At 66.1% G+C, this 25,324-nt stretch carries 21 protein-coding genes; 14 read left to right on the top strand and 7 right to left on the bottom strand.

The features are described from left to right. Positions 1 to 136 precede the first annotated feature (136 nt). Genes VHN57_RS15630 through VHN57_RS15640 form a run of 3 tightly spaced genes read left to right on the top strand, consistent with a single transcriptional unit; the run spans position 137 to position 3,724 of the window. Positions 137 to 1,492, top strand: a complete 1,356-nt coding sequence (locus tag VHN57_RS15630; protein ID WP_278986709.1) for an MFS transporter — start codon at positions 137 to 139, stop codon at positions 1,490 to 1,492. Between the two features lie 25 nt (positions 1,493 to 1,517). Continuing rightward, complete coding sequence (locus tag VHN57_RS15635) at positions 1,518 to 2,414, top strand: shikimate dehydrogenase (protein WP_278986711.1); 897 nt, start codon at positions 1,518 to 1,520, stop codon at positions 2,412 to 2,414. After that, positions 2,411 to 3,724: a carbohydrate porin gene (locus tag VHN57_RS15640; protein ID WP_278986713.1), complete on the top strand. Its 1,314-nt coding sequence runs from the start codon at positions 2,411 to 2,413 to the stop codon at positions 3,722 to 3,724. The genes VHN57_RS15635 and VHN57_RS15640 overlap by 4 nt, the downstream gene beginning before the upstream one ends. Before the next feature lie 6 nt (positions 3,725 to 3,730). Here VHN57_RS15640 and VHN57_RS15645 read toward each other — a convergent pair whose 3' ends face one another. Both VHN57_RS15645 and VHN57_RS15650 read right to left on the bottom strand, forming a co-directional pair. Continuing rightward, entirely contained in the window at positions 3,731 to 5,602 is a 1,872-nt protein-coding gene (locus tag VHN57_RS15645; RefSeq protein ID WP_278986715.1) for a bifunctional sugar phosphate isomerase/epimerase/4-hydroxyphenylpyruvate dioxygenase family protein, read from the bottom strand. 103 nt (positions 5,603 to 5,705) lie between these two features. Continuing rightward, on the bottom strand, positions 5,706 to 6,185 hold the full coding sequence (locus VHN57_RS15650) for a c-type cytochrome (protein ID WP_423284450.1): 480 nt from the start codon (positions 6,183 to 6,185) through the stop codon (positions 5,706 to 5,708). Between the two features lie 213 nt (positions 6,186 to 6,398). Here VHN57_RS15650 and VHN57_RS15655 point away from each other — a divergent pair, with 213 nt between their 5' ends. The 7 genes from VHN57_RS15655 to VHN57_RS15685 all read left to right on the top strand — a co-directional run bounded on the left by VHN57_RS15655 (position 6,399) and on the right by VHN57_RS15685 (position 11,872). Next, on the top strand, positions 6,399 to 7,052 hold the full coding sequence (locus tag VHN57_RS15655) for a TetR/AcrR family transcriptional regulator (protein WP_278987240.1): 654 nt from the start codon (positions 6,399 to 6,401) through the stop codon (positions 7,050 to 7,052). A gap of 74 nt (positions 7,053 to 7,126) precedes the next feature. Beyond that, complete coding sequence (locus VHN57_RS15660; RefSeq protein ID WP_278987243.1) at positions 7,127 to 8,308, top strand: MFS transporter; 1,182 nt, start codon at positions 7,127 to 7,129, stop codon at positions 8,306 to 8,308. Between the two features lie 145 nt (positions 8,309 to 8,453). Then, positions 8,454 to 9,632, top strand: coding sequence for an amine dehydrogenase large subunit (locus tag VHN57_RS15665; RefSeq protein WP_278987245.1), 1,179 nt, complete (start codon positions 8,454 to 8,456; stop codon positions 9,630 to 9,632). Positions 9,633 to 9,634: 2 nt separating this feature from the next. Beyond that, positions 9,635 to 10,168 (top strand): MauE/DoxX family redox-associated membrane protein, encoded by a 534-nt coding sequence (locus VHN57_RS15670; RefSeq protein WP_278987246.1) that lies wholly within the window; start codon positions 9,635 to 9,637, stop codon positions 10,166 to 10,168. 4 nt (positions 10,169 to 10,172) lie between these two features. Further along, positions 10,173 to 10,775 (top strand): thioredoxin domain-containing protein, encoded by a 603-nt coding sequence (locus VHN57_RS15675; protein WP_278987249.1) that lies wholly within the window; start codon positions 10,173 to 10,175, stop codon positions 10,773 to 10,775. Positions 10,776 to 10,801: 26 nt separating this feature from the next. Beyond that, the gene (locus VHN57_RS15680; protein WP_017498892.1) at positions 10,802 to 11,347 is read left to right on the top strand and encodes a methylamine dehydrogenase light chain; all 546 of its coding nucleotides are present in this window, start codon (positions 10,802 to 10,804) and stop codon (positions 11,345 to 11,347) included. A 12-nt stretch (positions 11,348 to 11,359) separates the two neighbouring features. Continuing rightward, on the top strand, positions 11,360 to 11,872 hold the full coding sequence (locus VHN57_RS15685) for a c-type cytochrome (RefSeq protein ID WP_010338486.1): 513 nt from the start codon (positions 11,360 to 11,362) through the stop codon (positions 11,870 to 11,872). Between the two features lie 294 nt (positions 11,873 to 12,166). Here the strand turns inward: VHN57_RS15685 and VHN57_RS15690 are convergent, their stop codons facing one another. From VHN57_RS15690 to VHN57_RS15710, 5 genes are all read right to left on the bottom strand, one after another. Continuing rightward, entirely contained in the window at positions 12,167 to 14,500 is a 2,334-nt protein-coding gene (locus VHN57_RS15690) for a TonB-dependent receptor (protein WP_278987251.1), read from the bottom strand. 84 nt (positions 14,501 to 14,584) lie between these two features. Further along, positions 14,585 to 16,543: an acetate--CoA ligase gene (acs, locus tag VHN57_RS15695; protein ID WP_423284455.1), complete on the bottom strand. Its 1,959-nt coding sequence runs from the start codon at positions 16,541 to 16,543 to the stop codon at positions 14,585 to 14,587. Between the two features lie 11 nt (positions 16,544 to 16,554). Beyond that, complete coding sequence (locus tag VHN57_RS15700) at positions 16,555 to 18,582, bottom strand: TonB-dependent receptor (protein WP_423284458.1); 2,028 nt, start codon at positions 18,580 to 18,582, stop codon at positions 16,555 to 16,557. A 104-nt stretch (positions 18,583 to 18,686) separates the two neighbouring features. Further along, positions 18,687 to 20,066, bottom strand: a complete 1,380-nt coding sequence (locus VHN57_RS15705; protein WP_159367039.1) for a porin — start codon at positions 20,064 to 20,066, stop codon at positions 18,687 to 18,689. Between the two features lie 120 nt (positions 20,067 to 20,186). Then, positions 20,187 to 21,149, bottom strand: coding sequence for a PQQ-dependent catabolism-associated beta-propeller protein (locus tag VHN57_RS15710; RefSeq protein ID WP_278988016.1), 963 nt, complete (start codon positions 21,147 to 21,149; stop codon positions 20,187 to 20,189). Between the two features lie 167 nt (positions 21,150 to 21,316). Between VHN57_RS15710 and pedF the strand changes: the two genes are divergently transcribed. The 4 genes from pedF (at position 21,317) to VHN57_RS15730 (ending at position 25,245) form a co-directional block, all read left to right on the top strand. Continuing rightward, complete coding sequence (pedF, locus tag VHN57_RS15715) at positions 21,317 to 21,745, top strand: cytochrome c-550 PedF (RefSeq protein WP_004208341.1); 429 nt, start codon at positions 21,317 to 21,319, stop codon at positions 21,743 to 21,745. A 5-nt stretch (positions 21,746 to 21,750) separates the two neighbouring features. Further along, the gene (locus tag VHN57_RS15720) at positions 21,751 to 22,614 is read left to right on the top strand and encodes a substrate-binding periplasmic protein (RefSeq protein WP_278988014.1); all 864 of its coding nucleotides are present in this window, start codon (positions 21,751 to 21,753) and stop codon (positions 22,612 to 22,614) included. A 95-nt stretch (positions 22,615 to 22,709) separates the two neighbouring features. Next, positions 22,710 to 24,464 carry a methanol/ethanol family PQQ-dependent dehydrogenase gene (locus VHN57_RS15725; RefSeq protein ID WP_423284461.1) on the top strand — a complete coding sequence of 585 codons (1,755 nt, stop codon included), beginning with the start codon at positions 22,710 to 22,712 and terminating at the stop codon, positions 24,462 to 24,464. A gap of 13 nt (positions 24,465 to 24,477) precedes the next feature. After that, positions 24,478 to 25,245 (top strand): response regulator, encoded by a 768-nt coding sequence (locus tag VHN57_RS15730; protein ID WP_278988359.1) that lies wholly within the window; start codon positions 24,478 to 24,480, stop codon positions 25,243 to 25,245. Positions 25,246 to 25,324: the final 79 nt, after the last annotated feature.

Raw genomic sequence — 25,324 nt, forward strand, 5'->3', positions numbered from 1 at the left:
AAGCGCATCTGGAGCGGTGGAAATTACCTATTGAATGGATGAGGCATAGCCATCCGCAGAATAGAAGCCGACAGGCCACCGGACAAGCAAGGCAAGGGCGCAGGGCGCCGCGAGAGGATGAAAGGCATTATTCGAAATGGCCAGCTATTCCGCCACCGGCAGCGTGTCCGTGCGGCCCTATGTGACCGTTGACGGCCAGGCTGCGCCCGTCGCATCGGACAGCCTATGGACCGCGCGCCAGATACTGGTCGTCGCCATCTGCTTCATCCTCAACATGCTTGACGGCATGGACGTGCTGATCCTGTCCTATATCGCCCCCGCCCTGTCGACTGACTGGGAGGTGACGCCCGAGCGGCTGGGCGTGGTATTCAGCGCCGGGCTGGCCGGTATGGCCGCCGGCGGCCTGCTGATCGCGCCGATGGCCGACAGGTTCGGCCGCCGCAAGCTGATCCTCGCCTCGCTGGTGATGATGGCCGGCGCCATGTTCGGCTCGGCCATGGCCGCCAATATCGGCGAACTGATCGTCAGCCGCTTCATTGTCGGCATCGGCATCGGCACGGTGCTGGCCAGCATGGCGGCGCTGACCGCCGAATATGCCCCGCCCCGGCATCGCACCTTCGCGGTCGGTTTCCTCCAGGCCGGCTATCCGGTCGGCGCCACCATCACCGGCTTCGTCGTCGCCAACCTGCTGCCCATTTACGGCTGGCAGGCGATGCTGCTGGGCGCGGCGATCCTCTGCACCCTGTCCCTGCCCTTCGTCTGGCTGCTGCTGCCCGAAAGCATCGACTTCCTGCTGACCCGCCAGCCCAAGGGCGCGCTGGAAAAGGCCAACCGCCTGCTCCGCTCGATGGGCCAGCCGGCGGTCGACAGGCTGCCCGCCAAGAAGGTGCATGAAGCCCACAAGGCCGGCGTACGCGGCCTGCTGACCGATGGCCGCGCGACCGGCACCATCCTGCTGTGGATGGCCACCATCTCGGGCTTCATGACGCTCTATTTCGTCATCAGCTGGATTCCCAAGCTGGCGGTCGAGGCCGGCCTGCCGGCCAAGGACGCCATCTATGCCGGCGCCATCTACAATATCGGCGCCTTTGTCGGCGTGACCCTGATCGGCATCGCCGGCACCCATTTCGACCTGCGCCGACTCATCCTGGGCTATATGTCGGCCGCTGCCGTCACGCTGGTCCTGTTCGGATCGGTCGCCATGCCGCTGGTCGCGACGCTCGCCACCGCCTTCCTGATCGGCGTCTTCGTCCAGGGCGGCTTCAACGGCTGCTACCCGCTCGCCGCCAGTCTCTATCCGCCCGAAGCACGCGGCACCGGCATCGGCTGGGCCATGGGCGTCGGCCGGATCGGCGCGGTGATCGGGCCGATGCTGGGCGGCTTCCTGCTCGCGGCGAAAGTCTCACTGCCTGTCATCTTCGGTGTCTTCGCGGTGCCGGCCGTCATCGCGGGCATCTGCGCCGCGATGATCCGCCTGCCCAAGGCCGACTGACCGCCCCTCTTCCAAGGATAATGCCATGTTCCAGTCCCCCGCGCCCGTCGCGGATCGCCCCCGCGCGTCCATTCTCTGCGGCCTGATCGGCCAGGGCATCGCCGGATCGCGCAGCCCGCACATGCACGAGACGGAGGCAAAGGCGCTCGGCCTCACCCTCGTCTACCGCATCCTCGATGCCGATCGGATGGGCTATGGCGCGGACGACCTGCCCCGCCTGCTGCCGATGCTGGGCGCGATGGGCTTTGACGGGATCAACGTCACCCATCCCTTCAAGCAGGCGGTCATCCCCTTGCTCGACGGCCTGTCCGACGCGGCTCGGGCATTGGGCGCGGTCAACACCATATTGTTCCGCAACGGCCAGGCCCATGGCGACAATACGGACTGGTCGGGCTATCGCGCCCATTTCCTCGCCGGCCTTGCCGATCGCCCGCGCGGCCGGATCGCGATGATCGGTGCGGGCGGCGCGGCGGCAGCGGTCGGCTATGCCCATCTCGACCTTGGCGCGACGCATCTTGCGATCGTCGATCCGGTACAGGAGCGCGCGGCGGCGCTGGCCGATCGGCTTGGCGCGCTCTTCCCGGCGGCGCGGGTGCAGGCCATGGCCCATGCGGCCGATGCCATCGCGGACGCCGATGGCGTGGTCCAGACCTCCCCGATCGGCATGCTCAGCCATCCCGGCCTGCCCTTCGATCCCGATCTGCTGACGCCCGATCAATGGGTGTCGGACATCATCTATTTCCCGCTGCACACCCCGTTGCTGGTTGCGGCGCAGGCGAAGGGCTGCGCCATATTGACCGGCGGCGGCATGGCGGTGATGCAGGCGGCCCATGCCTTCGCCCTGTTCACAGGGGTCGCGCCGGACAGCGACCGCATGCTGGCGGACTTCGCCCACGCGACCGATGCGGCTGTCGCCCAATGATCGCCGACAGCCCGCCCGCCATCGTCCTGCCCGTCCAGGTCGCCGAAGCGGTGAAGCCCGCCCCGCAATTACAGGGGCCGCCCGCCGGACCACAGACGCCCCCACCCCCGCCGCCGGCCGCGCCCCAGCCCGGCTGGCGCACACGGCTCAAGGACAGCGGCGTCAACCTCACCTTCTCCTATGTCTCCGAAAGCGCCGCATCGATCAGCGGCGGGCGCGATCAGGGCGCGGCCTATACCCAGCAATTGCTGGCATCGGCGGTCGTCGACACCGGCAAGGCGTTCGGCCTTGCCGGCGGCAAGATCATCGCGACGATCATCCATCGCAAGGGCGAGGATCTGACCGCGACCCGCATCGGCAATCTGTTCGAGGTGCAGGAACTGTTCGGCGGCGGGCAGGATCTGCGGCCGGCGGAACTCAGCTATGAGCAGCAGTTGAATGGTGGCAGGACCGCGCTCAAGATCGGCCTCTATCATACGGGCGACGATTTCGCGACCTTGCCCTCGGGCTGCCAGTTCCAGAATTTCGCCTTCTGCCCGCGCCCGACCACGCTTTTCTACAATAGCGGCTTTTCCGGCTTCCCGATCCCGCGCTGGGGCATTCGCGCGCGACAGGACATCGGCCATGGGCTGAGCATCAGCGTCGCCGCCTTCGAAGTGAACAGCATCCGTGCCCAGACCGGTAATGGCTGGCAACTGGCGCCGCGCTTCGACAGTGTCGTCCTGCCGGTCGAACTGGGCTGGAAATCGGGCCAGGGTGCGGAACAGTTGCCCGGCCTGGTCCGGCTCGGCGGCCTCATCGACACGACCGACAAGCCCGATGTCTATGCCGACGCCAATGGCGATTCCTACGCCCTGTCCGGTCTCGCCCCGGCCACCCGGCACGAACGGTGGAGCGCCTGGGCCATGGCGGAAAAGATGATCGTCCGCTTCGGCCCCGGCGAACGCGGCCTGTCGCTGTTCGGCACCATGACCCTGTCCGATCGGGCAACCGCACGCGTGCCCCTGTTTCTGAGCGGCGGCTTCGTCGCGCGCGGCCTGTGGGACAATCGGCCCAGGGACAATTTCGGCCTCGGCCTCGTCTATGCCAGGGTCAATCCGCGCATCGCCGATCGCCAGCGCGACCAGCAGATGCTGGGCCAGGATGTCGATCCGCAGCGCTGGGAGGCAAGCGGCGAAATCTTCTATGGCTGGCAGGCGACCCGCGCATTGCTGCTGCGCCCCAACCTCCAATATATCCATCGCGTCGGGGCGACGAGCCGCTATCCCGATGCGGTGGTGGCCGGCATGACGATCAAGCTGATCCTCTGATCCCGCTCAATCGACCGGATTCTCGTCGCGGAACCGGTTCTGTGCGGCCAGCCGCACGCCGGCATTGGGTGCGCCATAGCCCGTATAGCCACTATCGCGCTGGACGAACTCGAAGAAGAACAGCTTGTCGAAGGCGCGGCTGTAGAGCTGCCAGAAGCCGTGCCCATCGGCATCCTCGTCATAGAGAATGCCCAGCGCCTGCATCCGCGCCACCAGCGCATCGTCAAAGCCGAAGCGGGCGGCGATGTCCGCATAATAATTGGCCGGGATGGTCAGCACCGCGGCGCCCTCATCGCGCAGTGCCTGCGCGGTCGCGAAGATATCGTCGGTCGCCAGCGCCACATGCTGATAGCCGCCGCCAATCCCCTGATCGAGGAAGCGGGACGACAGCGTCTCGCGCGCGTCCGACGCATTGAGTGTCACGCGGAACGCGCCGTCGGGCGCCTGCAAGGCCTGGCTATGCACCAGTCCCGACGGATCGATCACATCCTGCGCCGCCTTGGCCTCCAGCCCGAACAGGGCACGCCAGTACAGCTGCCAGGACAGGAACTCGTCATTATGAACGACGGCGGCGAGATGATCGAAGCCATGGGCATGGACCGGCGCATCGGGCTCGGCCTCGATCGCCTGGAACTCGCGCGCCCACAGCCCTTCGACCTCATTATCGTCGATCAGATAGACCAGGCTGCCGCCGACCCCGCGCAGCGCCGGCATCGCCATCCGGCCGGGGCGGCCTTCCGCGCTATAGGCCTTGATCCCCAGCGCCGCCGCGCGCGCCTGCACCGCCGCCTTGTCCTTCACCCGCACGCCGATCGCGCAGATGGACGATCCATGCGCCGCACGATAGGCGCTGGCAAAGCCCTTGGGCTCGGCATTGACGACCAGATTGACGCCGTCCTGGCGCCATCGTGTCACCTTCTTCTGGCGATGCTCGCCGGCAAGGCTGAAGCCCAGTGTCGCCAGCGTGCGGCCCAGCCGCGCGGAATCGGCGCTGGCGGTGGTGAATTCCACGAACTCGGCACCCAGCACCGGCTCCGGCGCGGGCATGGTCGACGGGCGCCCCAACTGCCGCAGCGCCGCGTCGCGCACATAGTCGAGCGAACGATGCCCGTCCTCCGCCACCAAAGTCGCCGCGTTGGAGCGGAACCGGTCGTTGAAGATTTCCAGCGACAGTGGTCCGTCATAGCCGGTGGCCAATATTTCCGCGACGAAGCCGGCGACATCCAGCCCGCCCTGCCCCGGCAGGTTGCGGAAATGGCGGCTCCAATAGAGCAGGTCCATGTTGAGCAGCGGCGCATCGGCGAGTTGGACGAAGACGATCTTGTCGCCGCGTATCGCGCGGATGCTGTCGCTCGGAATCTTGCGCGACAGCGAATGGAAGCTGTCGAGGATGATGCCGATATGGGGATGGTCGACCTGCTCGACGATCGACCAGACATCGCGATGATCGAACACATGCCGGCCCCAGGCCAGCGCCTCATAGCCCACCAATAGGCCGCGCCTGGCCGCCCGTTCGCCAAGGTCCCGGAAATCGTCGACGATGCGCTCCCGCTCCCCAAGCGAGGCGGGCGAGCAGTTGGAACAGACAAGGATACGATCGGTGCCCAGTTCACCCATCAGGTCGAACTTGCGCTCGGCCCGGTCGAAGGCGCGCTGGCGCAGCGCGCCGGGCATCCCCTCGAAATCGCGGAAGGGCTGGTAGAGCATGCAGGCCAGGCCCAGGTCGTCCAGCATGCGCCGCACGTCCCGCGGCGCCAGTTCCGACCCGATCAGGTCATTCTCGAATATCTCGACCCCGGCGAAGCCGGCCGCGGCAGCGGCGCGCAATTTCTCTTCAAGCGTGCCGCGCAGCGAGACGGTGGCGATGGCGTTGGACATGGGGGATCTCCTTGAAGCCCCCTTATCCCACAGCCCGGCGCCGCCATTTAACCGCTCAAGACCAACTATCCCATAGCATCGAGTTATAGGATAGCCGCCCGGATCAGGACGGGATCAGTCCCTTGCCCGCCAGCCGGCCACGCTCGGCCGCGACCTGCGCCGCGGTCTGCTTGCCGCCCGCGCGCACCTTGGCGACCTCCGCCGCGGTAAAGGGCGCGGCGGGCTTGGCTGCCTTCTTGAGCGACACGGCGTGGTTCAGCACATCGGCAATATCCTGATCGGACATGGTGCCCATGCCGGGCATCAGGCCGGTGATCTTCCTGTCGTCCACGGTGATCGGGCCATAAATGCCGTAGAGCAGCACCATGGCGAGATAGCGCCGCCCTTCCGGACTGGTCGCGATCTGCGCCACCCGGCCATTGAGGCGCGGGAACTGGCCCGGCAGGCCGGCGCCCGAGGGCTGGTGGCACATGGAACAGCGGTTGGCGAAGGTCTGCGGACCGGTCGCCTGTACAGCCCCCGGCAACCCGATCGCCGCAATCGCCAGCAGAGAGAAAGTGACGCGCTTGATACCCTGAATCATCGCCTGAAATGTCCCCGCACATATGGACGTTTGCCCCGGAAGCCGCCCCCGCCAGGGTGCCGCACCGGATTTCACGCCTCTTCCCAAGATTATGTGGATGCGCAAATACTGGACAGTATTCAAATATTCGTCAAGCCCGCCGTTGCGAGCGATGCGCAAAGGGTGGCGAACCGGGCCGCGCCGTGGTAGGAGGGCCGCCAAGGCAGATGTGATATGATACTCGCTCCCTCACGGCCCGGCATCTATGCCCGCGGGTCCGAAACGGTGGACCAGATCCTCAAGGCAGCACTGGACGTGCTGATCGACGAGGGTGCCGATGCCTTCACCCTGCGCCGCATCGCCGCGCGCTGCGACATGAAGGTCGGCAATGTCAGCTATCATTTCCCGCGCAAGGAAATGCTGATCCAGGTGATGCTGGACGAGATGCTGGAATCCTATGACAAGCTGCTGGAGGAGATGGTGCGCAAGCCCGGCCTCACCGCCGAGGAACGGCTGAAGCTGGTCATCATCCTGTGCCTGGAGGATATCCAGACCAAGCGCACCACCCATTTGTTCACCGAACTCTGGGCGCTCGCCAACCAGAGCGAGTTCGTCGCCGACCGGGTGCGGCTGTTCTACAGCAAGGTGCATGAGGTGATCGGCGAATATGTGGCGCAGATCAATCCGGCCCTGACACCCGATGAGGTGCATAGCGTCGCCCTGTTCATCAGCGCATCGATGGAAGGATCGACGCCGTTCCTGGGGCATCAGAAGCCCTGGGCGACCAAGATGCCGGTCTTTACCGCGCTGGCGGCAATGTCGTTCGTGCATCTTGCCAAGACGGTGACTTCGCGCGATCTTGCAGGGCTGATGACAGAAGCGGCCTGACGCCGCCCCAAGGGGGAGAGATGGTCTGAACGGCAGGGGCGCCACCGGCGCTCGTTCATGCTGTGGGGGCCATCATGACGCAAAGCCGTATATTGCCCGGATGGGCACCGGATCGGACCATCGCCTGCATCACTGCCGCCGCACTCGCGCTGCTGCAGCCCGGCATCGATCCCGTCTTCCTGACCTTGCTGACCGCCGCCACCGAGCTTGATCCGTCCGATCATGGCTGGATCGTCGGCGCGACCCAGGGCGGCATGGCGCTCGGCGCCGTCGCGGTCTGGCGGGGTGGCACCCATTTGCCTGCCGGCACCCCTGCCCTTGCCGCGCTGATCGCACTGGCCGCCAGCCTGATAACACCGGCACTCGACGAACTGGCAACGCTGGTCGTCGCGCGCGGCCTGTTCGGCGTCGGCATGGGTGTCGCCTATACCCATGCGATGAGCGCCGCCGCCTCGCAGCGCCCGACCGGCGCCTATGCCGCCGTCTTCCTGGTCCAGTTGCTGCTGTCCACCCTGGTCGCGCTGGCGCTGCCGGCGATCTGCGACAGCGCCGGGCCGGCCGCTGCGCTGCGCCTGCTGGCGCTCGCACCGATCGGCGTGCTGCTGCTCAGCCTGCTGATGCCGGCCGCCGATCCAGCGCAGACGCCCACCAGCGACGCCGATGAACGCGCGCCCACCCCGCCGCGCGCCTGGGCGCTGGCCGTCGCCCTGTTCTGCTTCATCGCCGCCACCATGATGATCTGGAGCTTTTCCGGCGCGCTGGCGCTGGCCGCCGGCATCGACGACAGCGTGATCGGCGAGGCGGTGGCGATCGGGTCGGTGATCGGCGCGCTGACCGCGATCGCGCTGATGCGCGAACAGAGCATCGTGCCGCTACCGCTGACCGGCCTGCTGTCCGCCTTCTGCCTGCTCGCCCCGCTCGCCCTCACCCGCCCCGGCGCATCGACCCTGTTCATCCTGGCGATCGGCCTGCTCAATATCGGCTCGACTGCGACCATCATCCGCTTTTCCGGCCTTGCCACGGCAGCGGGCGGCGGCAGTCCGCTGTTCCGCCGCTTCGTCGCCTGCGTCCACAGCCTGGGCATGATCGCCGGGCCGGTGGCGGGATCACTGCTGTCCGACGGGTTGGGGCAGCAGGGGCTGGTCGATGGCGCGCTGGTCGCGCTTACCGGCGGCTGCTTCGCGTTGCTGGTGGCAACCGCACCGGACAGGCTGCGCCTGCCCCGGATCGAGGGCGTTCACGAGATTATCGCTTAGCTTTGCTGCGGCGCAAAAATATTTTGCGGGAAGCCTCTCCACCCCCTTGACCAATCCTTGACACTTGTCCAGCCTTCATTCCAGCGGCGAAACGCGGACCAGATGAGTCCAGCGCCGCCGCACCGATCAAGGGGGATCACGCCAGATGTCGAGCGCCGCCGTCAGGGGATTTTTCGCCACCGCCGCCATGGGTTTCGTCCTGTGCGCAGCCATCACCGCCCAAGCCGCGCCCGCCGACACCACGGCCGCGCTGGAGCCGGAAACGTCCGATGTCGTGACGATGGAGCCGCCCAAGCCCAACTGGTTCTTCGTCGACGGCGGATGGGACATGCCGGGCACCAGCATCTTCGACGGCGACAGCGGCAAGATGGTGGGCATGGTCGAAACCCGGCGCCTGGCCGACATGGCGATCGATCCGGCCGGCAAATATTATTATGTCGCCGAAACCATCTGGTCGAAGGGCGATCGCGGCACGCGGCAGGACATGGTGTCGGTCTATGACACGCGCGAATTGAAGCTGGTCACCGAAATCACCATTCCCGACCGCATCCTGATCGGATCGCGCAAGAACAATTTCATCATCAGCGACGATGGCAAGACCGGCTTCGTCTATAATCTCAGCCCCGCTTCCTCGGTGAACATCGTCGATCTGGTGAAGCGCAAGTTCGTCGCCAATGTCGAAGTGCCCGGCTGCGCCAGCATGATGCCCAATCCGGGCGTCGGTTTTTCCGCGCTGTGCGCCGACGGATCACTCGCCACGGTGAAACTGACCGGCAGCAAGGCCGATATCACCCACAGCGCGCCCTTCTTCTCGGCCACCGACGATCCGATCTTCGACAATTTCACTTATGACCGGAAGAAGAAGGAAACGACCTTCCTCAGCTACACCGGCCAGATCTGGACCGCGAAGCTCGGCCCGGCGCCGACCATCTCCGCGCCCTTCTCGATCCAGGCGGCCGCCGGCATCCGCCCCGGCGAAACCAAGCCGCTGGAGCTGAACTGGTATCCGGGCGGGCGCCAGCCGATGGCGCTGCACCGCGCGACCGGCCATCTGTTCGTGCTGATGCACATGGGCGAATATTGGTCGCACAAGGCGTCCGGCACGGAAGTGTGGGAAGTCGATCTCGCCACGCAGAAGGTGGTGAAGCGCCGCCCGCTGGAAGAGCCGATGAACAATATCGAGGTCACCCAGTCGGACAAGCCGCTGCTCATCATGGACGGCGAAAAGGGCACGGCCCTCGTCATCGACCTCGCCACCTGGGAAGAAAAGCACAAGATCGAGAAGGCCGGCGGCAGCACCATCACGGTCGCGGACCCGTCCTGACCATGACACTGGGTCTGGCGATCGCCGCGCTGGCGGCTGCCATCGGGATCGGCCTCATCCTGTTGCAGGCGGGCCTGTCGAAGTTGCGCCATCGCATCCTGCTGCCCGGCGTGATCGCCAATTACCGGCTGCTGCCGCCGGCGCTGGTCGCGCCCGCTGCGATCCTGTTGCCGCTGGCGGAGATCGCCATCGGCGCCACGCTGATCGCCGGCCTGGCTCCGGTGCCGGTGCTGCTCGCCATGCTGCTGCTTAGCCTCTTTGCCGGGGCGATGGCGATCAACATCGCGCGCGGGCGCAGCCATATCGACTGCGGCTGTGGCCGCTCGCAACTGCGCCATCCGATCGGCTGGCCGCTGGTGATCCGTAACCTGCTGCTGGTCGCGCTGGTCGCGCCGCGCCTGCTGCCCGCCCCGCCGCTGTCCGCGCTGGACATCGCCACCGCGGCCGCTGGCGGCATCGCCCTGTTCCTCGCCTTCCATCTGCTCAGCGCCATCCTGGCGCTGATCGCCACGCCCGCCGCCGCCTACCGGAGATAGACCTATGCTGACCTCGCTCATCATCGCGCAGATCCTGTCCTGGGTCGCAATCTTCGCGCTCGGCATCGCCCTGCTGGCGGTCGCGCGGCAGGTCGGCGTGCTGCATATCCGCGTCGCGCCCGCCGGTGCGCTCGCCACCAGCGGCGGCCCGGCGGTGGGCGACGCCATCGTCAAGATCGATACCCGCACCATCGACGGCGCGCCCGTCACGATCGGCGGTCATGCCCATGGCACAGCGCTGCGCCTCTTGATGTTCGTCTCCGCCCAATGCCCGCTGTGCAAGAATATCATCCCGATGGCCAAGTCCTTCGCGCGGGACGAGCGGGTCGCGCTGACCTTCGTGGGCGACGATGATGTCGCCGCCCAGCGCGTGATGATCGCCCAGCATGGGCTGGAGGGCTATGCCTTCGTCAACGGGCCGGAGGCGGGCCAGGCCTATGGCGTCGCCAAGCTGCCCTTCGCCGTGCTGCTCGATGCCGAGGGAGTGATCCTGTCCAAGGGGCTGGTCAACAGCCGCGAGCATCTCGAAAGCCTGGTCGTCGCCCATGAAATGGGGATCGCCACGGTGCAGGATTATATCGGTTCGCTCAAAGCCCAGGCGGCCTGATCGCAAGTTCAAAGGGGGTCCGTGACATGAAGAAGTTCGACGCCGACGCCATGGGGGAAAAGCTGCTGCGGCGCCTCGCCGGGGGGACATCCCGCCGATCGATGCTCTCGCGCCTGGGCGCTGCCCTGGTCGCAGCGCCCGCCTTCCCGCTGCTGCCGGTCAGCCGCGCCGAAGCGGCCAAGCCCGACCGCTCGCCCGAGGCCAAGACCGCCTTCGCCCGCACTGCGCAGAGCAAGGACGAGACCAAGTGCGACTATTGGCGCTATTGCGCGATCGACGGCGCGCTGTGCACCTGCTGCGGCGGCGGCATCCATAGCTGCCCGGCGGGCGCGGAGCCCTCGCCCGTTTCCTGGGTCGGCACCTGCATCAACCCGGACGACGGCAAGGCCTATCTGATCGCCTATCGCGACTGTTGCGGCAAGCCGGCCTGCGGCCAGTGCGGCTGCGACAATACCGACCGTGAGACCCAGCTCTATATGCCCCAGCTCAACAATGACGTGATCTGGTGCTTCGGCACCAGCAGCATGGAATATCATTGTTCGACCGCCGTGCTGGTCGGCGCGGCCAGCTGAGGCCGGCAGAGCATGCGGCATGCGCTGCTGATCGGATCGCTGGCGCTGCTCGGCGCGGTCGGCATCGGCCGCGCCGCTCTGCCGCCCATGGGCCTGTTGCCCAGCGCGATCACTGACCCGGACCTCGCCCGGTCCGACTATGTCGAAAATTGCGGTGGCTGCCACGGGGTCCAGGGCAGCGCCGCGCCTGCGGCCCTGCCCGAACTGCGCGGCCGGGTCGGCTGGTTCCTCTGCACGCCCCAGACCCGCGCCTATCTCATCCGCCTGCCCAATGTCGCGCTCAGCCGTATCAAGGATAATCAGCAACTGGCCGACATGATGAACTTCGTCGTCTTCGGCCTGGGCGGCGGCAGCGTGCCGCAGGGCAGCACGCCCTTCACCGCAGAAGAGGTCGCGCATGAACGACGCTTCGCCCTGTCCGCCGCCTCGCTGACCGCCGAACGCGCCCGCCATGTCGAAACCGCGATCCGCAAATGCCATGCGCCAGCCTCGCTCCGGCAGATGTTTCCGTCGGCGGGGCGATAACGCTGCCACGGGCATCGCTGTCCTACACGCCGCTTTTCTGATCTATCCCTCGCCATGCGACAGAGGCTGTTCCCCCTCGCCCAACCCGGCCGCCCGGCGCGTGGCAGGCGCCTATGTGGCGCGCGGCAAGGGCAAGGGCGACGCGCTTCCATGCCCCTGCCCCCATTACCCCCGGCGCGGCACAGGCGCGTTACCGACGCGTCGCAGGTGCGCGACAGGTGCAAATGGCCCCAATAGGCCGTTTACACTGTGAACTTCGGCAGACGCGCGCCCGATCGCGGGCGCCGCCATGCTTCAGAATGTCGCCTTAACCCCGGCATACCAGCGGCGCGGCGCCCCCGCGCCATAGGTCCTCGGGTCGCTCGCCCCCGGCGCCTCGTCCAGTTCGATCTCGTCCACCTCGGTAAAGGTGCCGAAGGTCGCATAATGGCGGTCGAACAGGTTGCGGACCTCGCCGAACAGGGTGACGCCGGGAATGATGTCGATGCCGGCGCGGATATTGGCGATCAGGTAGCCGGGCACTTTGGCATTCCGGTTGGCCTCGTCGCCGACCAGATATTGGCCCGACCGGGCGATCAGGTCGCCACCGACCGACCAATGGCGCTGACCGCCCAAGGTGCCAGCATAATCCAGCGTCAGGGTCGCACTATGGCGAGGGATACCGGGCAGGCGATCGCCCTTCCCGACGTCGATCGTGCCGTCGTCATTCGCCTCCGGATTGGCCGGGCTGCTCAGCGTCAGGGCGCTGCGATAGGTCGCATCGGTGAAGGCATAGCTCAACCCCGCGCTGAAACCGCCCCGCGCCGCCTTGACCGACGCCTCGACACCCTGGCGCCGGGTCTTGCCGATATTCTGGAAATAGGCCCGGCCGCGAATGTCCGACGCGATATATTGGATGTCGTCATGATTGCCGGTGCGATAGGCAGAGAGCAACCAGTCGGCGGTCCATCCCCCGACGGCGAAGCGACCCGAACCGCCCGCCTCCCAGCTTTTCGCCACCACCTGCTTGAGCGGCGGATCGGCGATGAAGAAATTGGTGAGGCTGCAGGGCGCATTCTCGTCGGCGCAGGACAGTTCGGCTGGGGTCGGCGCGCGGTTGGTCTCGGCATAGCCGGCCCGCAGCGACAGCCCGTCCGAAACCCGATAGTCCAACTCCGCGCCGGGGTTCAGCCGCCGGAAATTGTGCCGCCCGTTCAGCGCCGTGCCGATCTGGTCGACCAGTTCGATCCGCGCATGGTTCCAGCGCAACCCCAGTTCCGCCGTCAGCCCCGGCGCCAGCGGCAACCGGTCCTGCACGAAGGCACCCCAATAATCGGCATGGGCGACCAGTCCGACCGGCGCGATCGCACCATCCGGCTGGACGATGATCGATCCCAGCCCCTCGACGCTGCGCTCGTCCGTCATCGCCCCCAATTCGGTCGATGTGTCGAACCGGGTGCGGCTCGTGTCGTAACTCATGCCGATCGCAAAATGATTGGTGCCGCCCATCAGCGCACGATCGTCGATCAACTGCACCAGCGCGCCCATCGCATCGGTCCGCGTCCGCCCCCGGTTGAGCACGCCATAGCCCTCGCCGCCCAGGCTGTCGGCAATGGCATTGCCGTTCGCGTTGATCAGGACCGCCTGCGCCTCGTCCCCGTCATCATCGCTCCCCACCGTCTCCAGGCAGAGCAGCCCGGCGTCATCCTCATCCTCGCACCCCTCGATATCGGCGGCGTCGCCATTGACGGTACGCAGGGTCAGCCGCTGGGCATAGAGCGTCCCTTCGATCCGGGTCGTGTCGGACAGCGCCACCCAGGGGTGCAGGCTGATCCGGCCATAGCTACTGCGGCTATTGTCCGGCCAGGTGAAGACGGCGCGCCGGTCTGCCGCCAGCAGTTCGACCGGCGACACGCCATTGCCGGTCAGGTCGGTCCTTGCCCCGACCAGCTTCATGTGCAGCCCGCCCTTCTCGCTATCGAAGCCAAGATCGGCATAGCCATTATAAAGATGCGACGGGCTATGATCGCGCCAGCCATCGTCATGGCTATATTGAAACGCGCCGAACGCACTGAAATTGCCGCGCGCAAAGCCGCCGGCGATGCTCGCCTCCGCATAGCCGAAACGGCCGCCGGTCGCGCTCGCCTCCAGCCCCGGATCGCTGCGTCCGTCTTTCGTCTCCAGCAGGATCGCACCGCCCAGCGCATTGAGGCCATAGACCGGGCTGGCATCGAGCAGGCTCAGCTTGCGGATCGCTGCCTCGGGGATCAGGTCGAACTGGACGGTATCGCCGAACGGCTGGTTGAAGCGGGCACCATCCATATAGACGGCCAGCCCCTGCGCCTGCCCCTGCAGCGGCGAGGCGACGAAGCCGCGATAGAGAAGATTGGGCTGCCAGGGATTATTCTGCGCGTCCTGCAGCGTGATGCCGGCAATATTGCGGGTCAGTGCGCCGAGCAGGTCGGGCGTGCCGGTGAGCGAGATATCCCGACTGGAAATGGACAGCGCATCATCGACATCGATCGCCCCGCCCGGCGCCGTCACGATGATCGTCTGCGCAGGCCCAGCCTCCAACTCCTCGGCCTGCGCCAATCCCGGCATCAGCGCCGCGCCTGCCAGACCCGCGTAAAGCCAGCCCCTGCCCCGCATATTCCTCTCCCATCTCTGTTTATGGAAAGGACGCTAGGGAGGGCCGGCCATCGCCTCCATTATACCTTGGGTCGCATGCGAAAATCAGGCGGCAACCCCGGAGCGGCTGCGCACTAGGTCCGCAACCACGCTCGGGTCGGCCAGCGTACTGACATCGCCCAGCGCCTGTGCCGACACCTCCCCCTCGGCGATCTTGCGCAGGATGCGGCGCATGATTTTGCCCGATCGTGTCTTGGGCAGGCCCGGCGCGAACTGGATCACGTCCGGCGTGGCGATCGGCCCGATCTCGCTTCGCACCCATTGGGTCAGGGTGCGGCGCAGATCCTCGCTCGGTTCCTCGCCGACATTCAGCGTGACATAGGCATAGATGCCCTGCCCCTTGATATCGTGCGGCATGCCGACCACCGCCGCCTCCGCCACGGTCGCATGCAGCACCAGCGCGCTCTCGACCTCGGCCGTGCCCATACGATGGCCCGACACGTTGATGACATCGTCGACCCGGCCGGTGATCCAGTAATAGCCGTCCTCGTCGCGCCTAGCGCCGTCGCCGGTGGTATATTTGCCGGGGAAGGTGGTGAAATAGGTCTGGAAGAAACGCTCATGATCGTTCCAGACGGTACGCATCTGGCCGGGCCAACTGCGCGCGATCACCAGATTGCCCTCGCTCGCCCCCTCCTGCACCACGCCATCGCCATCGACGATCTGTGCCTCGACACCGGGCATGGGGAAGGTCGCACTGCCGGGCTTGAGGTCAGTAGCGCCCGGCATCGGCGCAATCATCGCGCCGCCGGTCTCGGTCTGCCACCAGGTGTCGATGATCGGGCAGCGCCCCTCGCCCGCAACGCCATGATACCAGCGCCAGGCCTCCGGATTGATCGGCTCGCCGACGCTGCCCAGCAATTTGAGCGACGTGCGGCTGGTCTTCGCGACATGATGGTCGCCCTCCTTCATCAGCGCGCGCAGCACGGTCGGCGCGGTGAACAGCGTATGGACCTGATGCCGGTCGACCACCTCCCAGATGCGGCTGGGCGTCGGCCAGCTCGGCAGGCCTTCATACATCAGCGTCGTCGCGCCATTGGCCAGCGGACCATAGACGATATAGCTGTGCCCCGTGACCCAGCCGACATCGGCCGCGCACCACCAGATGTCGCCGGGCCGATAATCGAAGCAGAGCGCATGGGTGAGGCTGGCCCAGAGCAGATAACCGCCGCTCGAATGGACCACGCCCTTGGGCTTGCCGGTGGAGCCGGAGGTGTAGAGCAGGAACAGCGGGTCTTCCGCATTCATCACCTCGGCCGGGCAATCGGGCGCGACGCCGGCCATTGCCTCGTCATACCAGCTGTCGCGGCCCGGCTGCATCGCCACCGCCCCGCCGGTCGCGCGCACCACCAATACGCGGCGCACGCTGGTACAATGGTCGAGCGCCAGCGCCGCGTCGACATTCGCCTTGAGCGGCACGCGCTTGCCGCCGCGCCGGCCCTCGTCGGCAGTGACGACGATGCTGGAATCGCAATCGGTGATGCGGCCTGCCAGCGCCTCGGGCGAAAAGCCGCCGAACACGACGCTGTGGATCGCGCCGATCCGGGCGCAGGCGAGCAGCGCCACCGCCGCCTCCGGGATCATCGGCATATAGATGGTGATGCGGTCGCCCCGGCGTGCGCCAGCATCCTTGAGCACATTGGCGAACCGGCAGACCTCGGCATGGAGTTCGCGATAGGTCAGGCTGCGCGGGGCGTCCGATGGATCATCGGGTTCCCAGAGGATCGCGGTGATATCGCCCCGCTCGGCCAGATGCCGGTCGAGACAATTGGCCGACACGTTGAGCGTGCCGTCGGCGAACCACTGGATGCCGAAATCCGCTTCATCGAAACTGCTTTCCGACGCGCGGGTCGGCGGCGTGATCCAGTCCAGCCGCTGCGCCTGCTCCAGCCAATAGGCGTCGCCGTCATCGAGCGAGCGGCGATAATCGGCAGCGCGGGCCGCCTGGTTCATGCGGGCATGAGCCGCCCAGCCGGCAGGTATCGGAAACAGGTCTTCGGACATGATGGCTCCCTTCATTGGCCGAACCGCACGCCGATCCAGAGCGTCCTGGGTGTGCCCAGGTCGATGGACCCACCGGCATTGCGGGTGACGATATCCTCGTCGAACAGATTTTCCCCACGCGCGATCAGGCTGATGCCATGGCCGATCGGCAGCCGGGCAAGGGCGTCCAAGGTCAGCGCATCGGGCAGCACGTCGCTCTGAAGGTCATCCTCATATTGCTTGGCCGTGTAGCGCAGCGTCGCCGACAGCTCCGGTCCGGCCTTTGGCGCCCAGGCCAGCGTCGCGCTGGCGGAGTGACGCGGCACCTGCGCCGGGGCGAAGCCATCGAACGCCATGCCCGGCGCATCGACCTCGCTGTGGCTGTACGCATAGGAGGCGAGCAGCGAGAAATTGGCCGGCAGTTGCGCGCTGGCGGTCAGTTCGACGCCCTTGGCCACGATCGCATTCACATTCTGCCGCTGGCGGGTGTTGGTGGCGATGGTGACGTTCGCGATCGCATCGTCGAGCCGGTTGTAGAAAAGCGTGGCGGACAGCTGCACGCCCGGCGCCGGGGTGAGGTCGATGCCGCCCTCCACGCCTTTCAGCTTCTCGGGTTTCAAGGCAGCATTGGCCTGGGTGGTGATCGGGAAGACGACGAAGGGGCGATACAGCTCATTGAGCGTGGGCAGGCGGAAGCCGCTATAGACCGCCCCGCGCAGCGCCACCGCATCGCTGACATGGTAGAGCGCGCCGGCCCGGCCGGAAAATGCCCAGTCGGAGCGGTTGGCGTAGCTGCTGTCCTGCGTCACCAGGCCGGCCGCACTGACCGCCTTGTAGAAGCCGTTGCGGATCGACCAGCGATCGGCCCGCACCCCCCCGGTCAGCACCAGCTTGCCGATCGTCCAGTCATCTTCGGCAAAGATGCCGCTGCTGATCTGGTCGCCACCGGCATGGCGGCGCGATGTCAGCGGGTTGGTGGCGAGGCCGGCATTATAGGCATCTTCAAACATGTCGCCGGTGGCAAAGCGCGTATCCACGCCGATCCGCAGCACATGATCTGCGCCCACCGGCGGGCGCAGCTCGATCTTGCCGCCGATCCCGGTCGAGGGGGTGTTGCGCTGGTCGAGCGACTTGCGGAAGCTGGTGGAGGAGATGACGATATTCGAGAAATTGCGCGCCTGGAGATAGGCGAGCGCATCGACCTGCCAGCGGCCGCGACTGATATAGCGGATGCTGGCATCCTGGCCCTGGCTCACACTGTCGGCGCCGGCAAAGCGCAGCGTGCGGTTGTCCTGGAACAAGGTGCCGCGAAACTGGATTTCCGAGGTCGCGTCTATCGGCGCGACAGCGCGGAGATTGGTCGACCAGCTGTCATAGGCGGCGGGTACGGTGGCGGCGACGCGCTGGTCGCGGGGTGTGGTCTGGAAACCGTCGCCCCGGTCCCAGCGACCGGACAGCGACACGTAACCGCTGCCGAGATCCGGCGCGATGCTGGCCGACAGCTCGGTCGCGTCCCTGCTGCCGTAGAAGGCGCTGGCGCCGAAGTGCGGCATCTGGTCGCGGGTGGCGCTGGCCAGTTCGATCGTGCCGGCAACCGCGCCCGCCCCGAACGCGCCGCTGCCCCCGCCACGCGTCACCCGGACCAGCGCCAGCCGATCGGGCACCAAAGCCGAGAAGGGTATATAGCCAAAGAAGGGATCGGCGACCGGCACGCCATCGAGCAGCACCAAGGTCCGGCTCGACGCATTGCCGCCCAGCGCGCGCAGCGTGGCGCCCTGATTCGAGGGATTGGACGCCCTGCTGTCGGACCGGCGGAACTGCTGGAAGCCGGCGACATCGGCCAGCACGCTCTCGATCCGACCCGATGCCGCATCCTCCAGCCGATCCCGGTCGATCACCACAGAGCCATAGGCCGGCGTGCCGGGCGGCAGGCTTAGGCCCGTGCCCGTCACCACGATTGACGCGGCGGCCATCACCTCGCCCGCGTCATCGGGCGCTTCCGCCTGCGCCGCAAAGGGCGCCATTGCCATGCCGAGCGCGAGCCATTTTGTTCTGCGCATATATCCTCCCCTGCCGTCCCGTCATGCGAAGGGGCGGCATCCCTTCGATAGGATGCCGCCCCTTGCCGGAACATTGGCCTTTGGGCCGATGGCCCTTCTCCCGCTCAGAAGAAGAGGATGGCGCCGGCGGCGATCGTGTCGCCCTCCGCCTCATTGCCGTTATGCGCCTTGGATGTGCTGTGGATATATTCGCCGATCAGCGTCACCCAGCTGGTCAGGCCATAACGGCCCTGCCCCACCCAGCTGCTATTCTTGCGGATAAGCGTCGGGTTGGCGAGCGCATCGGCGGCATTGGCATAATGGAGATTGCTCTCGCCATAGCTGCCGCCGACCGAGAATTTGCCGAAGGTCGCCAGCCCCTGAAGATAGAAGCCGTCGCTGTCGCGCTTGTTGCCGGCGGCATCGGTGTCGAACAGGTTGAGCGCCGTCGTGCCCAGCCCCGAGCCATTATAATAATAGCCGGTGAGGACGATCGGGCCGTAGCCGATCTTGGCGCCGGTATCGAAACCGCTGCCGGTATAGGAAATGCCGTCGACGCGATTATGCCGCTGGGTGATGCCCGACAGCCAGGCGCGGGCCGAGAAATCGCCGAACTTGCCATCATAGACGATCTTGCCCTGGAAGCCGGGCGACTTGTTGCTTTCACCCGGTCCCGTCAGCGATTCGAGCGGCTGGAAGACGCCGACCGAGACCTGGAAGCCCGAGAGGCTGGGCGAGGTGTAAGTGATCTGCGGCTGGAAGTCGGTATAGATATAGCCGATGCCGATGCGGCCCAGCGAAGTGTTGGACGGCGCGACATTGCCGCCGCTCGACCCGACCGACAGCAAAGTGATGTCGTTCAATATGCCTTCCGAGCCGAACAGGCCGATGTCGCGACCCAGCTTGAACTCGCCCAGGCCGGAACGACCGATGGTCATGTAGGTCTGGCGGAAATCGATGCCGGCGGTCTGCAGCGCGACCGGCCGGCCGCCGGCATTGGCGCCGCCGCCGACCGAATAATCCGCGCTGTTGATACCGGGATACATGCCGAAATGAGCGCCGACGTCCCAGCCGCCCTGATTGGTCGTGACGTCGAACTTCAGGTAGCCGGGCAGCAGGCCGTTGCGGATCGCCGAACTATTGCCGCCAACCGGCACCACGCCGCCGACGACATCGGTATTCGGCCCGGCCGCCTGGCCATTTTCATGGGTGTAGAAACCATTGACCGATCCGGAAATCTTGACCGTGACATCGCCCACCTCAAATCCGACGCCGCTGTCGGCGACGCGCACCACGGGCTTGCCGCCCGAGGCGGCGGGCGCAGCGGCAGCGGCCGGCGCGGCGGCGTCTTCCTTTGCCAGCTGGGCATATTCCTCGTCGGTGAGGATCCCCTTTTCATGCAGCCTTTTCAGCAGCTCCGTCGTCGTCCCGGCGCTCGCCGGCGTTGCCCCTGCGACGAACAGCAACGCCATGGCGGCGCTGCCGAGGAATGTTCCCCGTGCCATCTCATCCTCCCTCTTGTGCGCCGGTCGTGCCGGCTGTCGGGAAGAGTGGGCGGCGGCGATGGCGGCCGAAATTGGACTTTGGTTCTCGTCCTCCTCCCGCGCACCTCGCTATACTTTTGGTCAGGGCGCGACGGCGATGCCCCACGGCCCGGCGCCGACCGCCACCGTGCCGACGACCTTGCCGGCCGCCAGGTCGATCACCGAGACATTGTCCGAAAGGCCATTGGCGGCAAAAGCGCGCGCACCGTCCGGGCTGATGGCGACATGCCAGACCCGCTTGCCGACCGGCACATAGGCCCGGACCTTGCGGGTGGCGACATCGACCAGCGCGATATGATTGGCACGGCCGAGCGCCACGACCGCCGTCTTGCCGTCCGGCGTGAAGCGGATGCCGCAGGGCAGTAGCTGATAATCCTGCACGCCGGGAATGGCGAAATGCAGCGTCTCGACGATCTTGCGCGTGGCCGGATCGGCAATCTGCACCGTGCCGCCCATCTCCGCCGCGATCCACAACTCCTTGCCATCGGCGGTAAATTCCACATGGCGCGGGCGCTGATCAGTCTCGGTCGCATCGACCATCGTCTTGCTCGCCAGGTCGATCCAGTTGACGACGCCGTCATCCTCCGATGTCACCACCACCCATTTGCCGTCCGGGCTCTGCGCCACGCCCTCGGGCTCCTTGCCGACATCGACCTGGAAGGCGACCTTGCGGCTGTCGAGGTCGATCGCGGTCAGCGCGGCATTATCCTCATTGGCGACGAACAAGGTCCGGCCATCGCGCGACAGGAAGAATTGCTCGGGATCCTGGCCTGAAGGCAGGTCGGCGACGACCTTGCCGGTCGCGCGGTCGATCATCTGCACCGCATGGTCGTTGCTGGCGCAGAGCAAGATATATTTGCCGTCCTTGGTGAGGGTGATGCCGCGCGGCCGGCCGCCCACCGGCCAGGTCGCGACCGTCTGCATCGTGGCGGCATCGATGACGCTGATGCTGTTGCCGCGTTCGTTGGAGACATAGAGCGTCTCGGCCCGGACGGACGGGATCGCCACCGCCAGCGCAAGCCCCGCAATCACGCCCCTCATCATGCCCGCATCCTCTCGTTCTTTTGGTTCAATAGCCGATTAGCCCCCGGCCCGTCGCGGCGGGATTGTACCAATGGCCAATGGGGGCCGTCCCCGCCCTCCCCTACAGTCGTCAGCGACAGGGACGACATGCGGCCAGCACAGGCACGCGGCACAGACGAGGGTTTGGGATGAGGAATTACGGACGGATCGCATTGTTCGGCGCGGCCTGCCTGGCGGGCGCATCGATCACATCGGCACTGATGGCGCATGGCAATGTCACGCCGCAGGCGGTCGACACATCGGCCCTGCCGGAAATCGGCGCCGACTGGGTTCAGCACAATCCTTATCGCGGCAATGCCACGGCAGCGAAGATCGGCGAATCCGCCTATGGCCAGAATTGCGCACGCTGCCACGGGCTGGACGCGGAAAGCGGCGGCATCGCGCCGGACCTGCGCTATCTGGAAGTCGGCGACAGCGGCGACGAATGGTTCATCCAGCGTTACCAGCATGGCTCCAGCCATGACGGCAAGGTCTATATGCCGCCCTTCGGCGACGTGCTGGGACAGAAGGCTGGATGGGCGATCCGCGCCTGGCTCGAAACCAAGCATCAGGAGTGACCGCGATGGATCGCCGCGCCTTCTTGAGCAGCGCGGCGGCCGCCGCGCTGGTTGGCTATATTTCGGGCGGGCAGGCCGCAAAGGCCGCGCCGCTCGGCAAGGTCAGGGAATTGGGTGTCCTTCGGGTCGCAGTCTATAAGGACAACCGCCCCTGGTCCTGGCGCAAGGACGGCAAGCTGACCGGGATCGACGTCGACCTGGCCCAGGCGCTGGCCAAGGGGCTGGGCGTGCGCGCCGACATTGCCGAACTGGTCGCGGACGAAAGCGCCGACGACGACCTGCGCAACGGGGTGTGGAAGGGCGGCCTTCTGGGCTTCCAGCCGGCCGACATCATGCTGCATGTGCCGTTCGACCGGACTTTCGCCGCACGCAACGATCAGGTCGCGATCATCGCGCCTTATTATCGCGAGAGCTTCCAGTTTGCGGCGGTGAAGGGCGAGATCGACGTCAACGCGCCGCCGACCCAATATCGCGGCAAGCGGCTGGCGGTCGAGATCGACTCCATTCCCGATTTCTACCTGATCGGCACATTCGGCGGCATATTGGCCAGGGATGTCGTCCATTTCCCCGGCGGGACGGAAGCCGTTACCGCGCTGACCGATGGCCGGGCCGATGGCGCGCTCGCCAGCCGGGCGCAGATCGAGGCAGTGCTGCACGACAGCGGCGCCACCAACATCGTCCGCCGCACCAGCCCCCTGCCCGCCTTCACCTCGGCCGGATGGGACATTGGCATGGCGGTGAAGGAGAATAGCCGGAACCTGGGCGATGCGGTCGAAACGATCCTGGCCGACATGACGAAAACGGGCGCGCTCAAGGCGATCTTCGAAAGCCATGGCGTCGCCTACGCACCCGCCGTCGCGGCGGGCTGAACGGGCGACCCAAGGTCCAATTGGCACGGCCGCCGTGTCCCATAAGGTGCTGCATCGACGGCGTTGATCACGCCGGAAAACAAGGGAGGATGACTATGACGGGACGTTTCACGCGTTCGTTCCTGGGGGCAGCCGCGATCGCGCTGGTGGCTGGGGCCGCGCCGCTACTGGCGGCCGATGCGGCAGGCGGGCCGACCGATGCCGACCTGATGAACGATGCTGCATCGACGGGCGACGTGCTGACCTATGGCATGGGACCGCAGGCGCAGCGTTTCAGCACGCTCAACCAGATCAACACCGACACCGTCAGCAAGCTGGTCCCCGCCTTCGCTTCGTCACTGGGTGGCGAGAAGCAGCGTGGCCAGGAGGCCCAGCCGCTGGTCTATGACGGCACCATCTATGTCACCGGTTCCTATTCGCGGCTCTATGCCTTCGACTCCCGCACCGGCGAGGAGAAATGGGAATATAATGCCCGCCTGCCCGACGACATCATGCCCTGCTGCGACGTCGTCAATCGCGGTGCGGCGATCCATGGCGACAAGATCATCTTCGCCACGCTCGACGCGCGGCTGGTGGCGCTCAATCGCCATACCGGCAAGGTGGTGTGGAACAAGCAGATCGCCGACTACAAGGCCGGCTACAGCGCGACCGCCGCGCCATTGATCGTCAAGGGCATGGTCATCACCGGCAATTCTGGCGGCGAGTTCGGCATCGTCGGCGCGGTCGAGGCCCGCGACGTGGATACCGGCGAGCTGATCTGGCACCGCCCGGTGATCGAAGGAAACATGGGCACCTTGCGCGGCAAGGATAATGGCATCACCGGCAAGCTCAACGCGACCTGGCAGGGCGATCTCTACAAGACCGGCGGCGGCGCGACCTGGCTGGGTGGCACCTATGACCCGGAAACCAATCTTCTCTATTTCGGCACCGGCAACCCGGCCCCCTGGAACAGCCATTTGCGGCCCGGCGACAATCTCTACACCGCGTCCACGCTGGCGATCGATCCCGAAACCGGTGTGATCAAATGGCATTACCAGACCACCCCGCATGACGGCTGGGATTTCGACGGGGTCAACGAGTTCATCCCGTTCGACGCGACGATCAATGGCAAGCCGATGAAGCTGGGCGCCAAGGCGGACCGCAACGGCTATTTCTTCGTGCTCGACCGGACCAACGGCAAGTTCGTCAGCGCCAACCGCTTCGTGATGCAGACCACCTGGGCCAGCGGCTATGACAAGAATGGCAAGCCGATCGTGATCCCGGCCGGTCGCCCCGGCGCGCCGAGCGCGACCGAGAAGGGCAGCACCGTCTTCTCCTCGCCCAGCTTCTTAGGGGGAAAGAACTGGATGCCGATGGCCTATAGCAAGGACACTGGCCTGTTCTACATCCCGTCCAACGACTGGGGCATGGACATCTGGAACGAGCCGATCGCCTACAAGAAAGGCGCCGCCTATCTGGGCGCGGGCTTCACCATCAAGCCGATCGCCGAGGATCATATCGGCGCACTGCGGGCGATGGACCCCAAGACCGGCAAGATCGTCTGGGAATATAAGAACAAGGCGCCGCTGTGGGGCGGCGTGCTGTCCACCGCGGGCAACCTGGTCTTCACCGGCACGCCCGAAGGCTATCTGAAGGCCTTCGACGCCAAGACCGGCAAGGAATTGTGGAAGTTCCAGACCGGGTCGGGCGTGGTCGGATCGCCGGTCACCTGGGAACAGGATGGCGAACAGTTTGTCGCCGTCATGTCCGGCTGGGGCGGCGCGGTGCCGCTGTGGGGCGGCGAAGTGGCCAAGTCCTTCAAGGACATCAATCAGGGCGGTTCGCTCTGGGTGTTCAAGCTGGCCAAATAAGGAGGCGAGGACGATGATCGTCATGGGGCGCGGACAGCATATGCACGGCGGAAATCGCGGGCAATTTTCCGCGCCCCCGCCTATGATCCATCATCATGGCCAGGGGGCGGACATGCAGGTCGAAGACAGTGACGCGATGATGGAAAGGGTGCTGATCGTCGACGACCACCCGCTGGTGCGTGATGGGCTGCGCAGCGTGATCGCCGTCAGTTTCGACGGCTGCGACATTTTCGAGGCGGCCAGCCTGGAGGAAGCGCTGGCGACGCTGGAGAAACAGTCCAATTTCGACCTGGTGCTGCTCGACCTCAATATTCCCGACGTGAAGCGGCTCGATGGCCTAAAACTGCTGCGCAGCCGCCACCCGATCCTGCCGGTGGTGATGGTGTCGGGCGCGTTCGACCGGGGAATCGTGCGCGAGGCGCTGGGCGCCGGCGCGGCCGGATTCATCCCCAAGTCGATGAAGCGCAGCGCCATCGTCGATGCGCTGCACCGGGTGGTGTCAGGCGAAATCTACATGCCCGACGCGATCGACGAGGCGCCGCAGGAAAGCGCCGAGGAAGCCGATATCCTGACCCGGATCGGCAGCCTGACGCCGCAGCAGCGGATCGTGCTGACTCATCTGGTCCATGGCCGGCTGAACAAGCAGATCGCCCATGACCTCAGCGTGTCAATGACGACGGTCAAGGCGCATGTCTCCGCGATCCTGCAGAAGCTCAACGTCTTCAGCCGGACCCAGGCGGTGATCCTGGCCAACCGGGTCCATTTCGACGGCGACAACTGACCGCGGAAAATAGGAAATCCCGCGCTTAACCTCGCATATTTCCCGCACATTTCGACATTTTGATGCCGATGTTGGAAAT

The organism is Sphingobium salicis subsp. salicis, from assembly GCF_049472635.1.
Taxonomy (GTDB): domain Bacteria; phylum Pseudomonadota; class Alphaproteobacteria; order Sphingomonadales; family Sphingomonadaceae; genus Sphingobium; species Sphingobium yanoikuyae_A.